Genomic DNA, 2,330 nt, shown 5'->3' on the forward strand with positions numbered 1-2,330 from the left:
GTGGTCCTGGTGCATCACGATCGGGATGCCGGGGTACATCTCGGCAGCGGCCTCGACCATCTTGCGCAGGAAGGGCTCGCCGGCGTACTTGCGCGCACCGGCCGAGGCCTGCAGGATCACCGGGCTGTCGGTGCGCTCGGCCGCCTGCATGATGGCCTGGATCTGCTCCAGGTTGTTGACGTTGAAGGCCGGCACGCCGTAGCGGTGCTCGGCGGCGTGGTCCAGCAGTTGTCGAAGCGACATCATCGGCATCGGAAGCTCCTCATGCGGCCAGCAGGTTCTTGCGCTGCTCGACGAGCCGCATGACCATCGGCGTGAAGATCAGCTGCATCGCGAGTTCCATCTTCCCGCCCGGCACCACCAGCGTGTTGGCGCGCGACATGAACGAGTCGTGCAGCATCGACAGCAGGTACGGAAAATCGATGCCGCGCGGGTTGGCGAAACGGATCACCACCAGGCTCTCGTCGGCGGTCGGGATGGTGCGCGCGATGAACGGGTCCGAGGTGTCGACCACCGGCACGCGCTGGAAGTTGATGTGCGTGCGCGTGAACTGCGGGCAGATGTACTCCACGTACTCGTGCATGCGGCGCAGGATCACGCTGGTCACCGCCTCGGTCGAATAGCCGCGCGTGCTGCGGTCGCGGTGGATCTTCTGGATCCACTCCAGGTTGATCACCGGCACCACGCCGATCAGCAGGTCGGCGAAGCGCGCCACGTCGACCTTGTCGGTCGTCACCCCGCCATGCAGGCCCTCGTAGAACAGCAGGCTGCTCGGCGGCAGCGGCGCCCACGCGGTGAAGGTGCCGGGCGGCTGCCCGTACGGCGCCGCCTCCTCGTCGTTGTGCAGGTACTTGCGGCTTTGCCCGGTGCCGGTCTCGGCATAGCTGCGAAACAGCTCCTGCAGCTCGGCGAACAGGTTGGCGTCCTCGCCGAAGTGGCTGAAGTGCGGCCGGTGGTTCTGCTCGGCCTCGGCCATCGCCGCCTTCATGGCCTCGCGGTCGTAGCGGTGGAAGCTGTCGCCTTCGACGATCGCGGCCGCCACGCCCTCGCGGCGGAAGATGTTCTCGAAGGTCTTCGTGACCGAGGTGGTGCCGGCGCCGGACGAGCCGGTGATGGCGATGACGGGGTGCAGCGCGGACATGCCGATGCCCCTCAGACCGTGGCCGCGAACAGGCCGCGCTTGCCGAACAGCGGCGAATCGTAGGCCGCCGCCGGTTCGTCGCGGTGGTAGGTCTCGATGCGCGCCACCTCGTGGCGCGAACCGAAGACGAAGCCGATGCGCTGGTGCAGCGCGTCGGGTTGCACCTCCATCAACCGCGAGCGGCCGGTGCTCGCGCCGCCGCCGGCCTGCTCGATCAGGAACGAGATCGGGTTCGCCTCGTACAGCAGGCGCAGCCGGCCGGCACGCGACGGGTCCTTGCTGTCGCGCGGGTACAGGAACACGCCGCCGCGCATCAGGATGCGGTGCGTCTCGGCCACCAGCGAGGCGATCCAGCGCATGTTGAAGTCGGCACCGCGCGTGCCGGTCTGGCCGGCCAGGCATTCGTCGACGTAGCGCTTGACGGCCGGTTCCCAGAAGCGGCTGTTCGATGCGTTGATCGCGAACTCGCAGGTCTTCTCCGGGATGCGCAGGCCGGGGTGGCTGAGCACCCATTCGCCGAGCAGCGGGTCGAGCGTGAAGGCATGCGTGCCGCGGCCCAGTGTCAGCACCAGCATGGTCGACGGGCCGTAGATCGCATAGCCGGCGCAGACCTGCTGCGTGCCGGGCTGCAGGAAATCCTGCGGCTGCGGATCCTGCCCGGGCGCGACCGCGCGCAGCACCGAGAAGATGCTGCCGACCGCGACGTTGACGTCGATGTTCGACGAGCCGTCGAGCGGGTCGAACAGCAGCAGGTACTTGCCGCGCGGATGCTCGGGCGGCAGCGTGTACGGCGCCTCCAGCTCCTCGGACACCATGCCGGCCGTGTGACCGCCCCACTCGGTGGCGCGCAGGAACAGCGCGTTGCCCAGCACGTCGAGCGTCTTCTGCTCCTCGCCCTGCACGTTGCCGGTGCCGGCGCTGCCGAGCACGCCGTCCAGTGCGCCATAGGCCACCTTGCGCGCGATGGTCTTGCAGGCGAGCGAGACATCGGTGATCAGCGCGTTCAGGTCGCCGGTGGCCTCGGGATGGCGGCGTCGTTCCTCGATCAGGAACTGGGTCAGGGTCGATCGTCCTCCGCTGAGCATGGCGTGTCTCCTGGTTTACTGGTGGATCGGTGTGCGCACCGGCAGGCGGGCCAGCAGGTCGGCAGGCGCATCGAGGCGCCACACGCCGGCGGCCGGAGCGGGGC

General features: G+C 68.7%; 3 protein-coding genes. All 3 read right to left on the reverse strand.

The features are described from left to right. On the reverse strand, positions 1-252 hold a 252-nt coding region (locus AC1D1T_RS31950; protein WP_477993382.1), incomplete at its 3' end, for a class II fructose-bisphosphate aldolase. A 10-nt stretch (positions 253-262) separates the two neighbouring features. Next, positions 263-1,141, reverse strand: coding sequence for a phosphoribulokinase (locus AC1D1T_RS31955; RefSeq protein ID WP_047502220.1), 879 nt, complete (start codon positions 1,139-1,141; stop codon positions 263-265). A gap of 11 nt (positions 1,142-1,152) precedes the next feature. Next, positions 1,153-2,226 carry a class 1 fructose-bisphosphatase gene (locus tag AC1D1T_RS31960; protein WP_477826475.1) on the reverse strand — a complete coding sequence of 358 codons (1,074 nt, stop codon included), beginning with the start codon at positions 2,224-2,226 and terminating at the stop codon, positions 1,153-1,155. Positions 2,227-2,330: the final 104 nt, after the last annotated feature.

The sequence above is a fragment of the Rhizobacter sp. P2_H3 genome (genome assembly GCF_056403355.1).

Excerpts from the sequence above, each read along its gene's own strand:
- AC1D1T_RS31955 (WP_047502220.1), bottom strand. The coding sequence starts at position 1,141 with ATGTCCGCGCTGCACCCCGTCATCGCCATCACCGGCTCGTCCGGCGCC.
- AC1D1T_RS31960 (WP_477826475.1), bottom strand. The coding sequence starts at position 2,226 with ATGCTCAGCGGAGGACGATCGACCCTGACCCAGTTCCTGATCGAGGAA.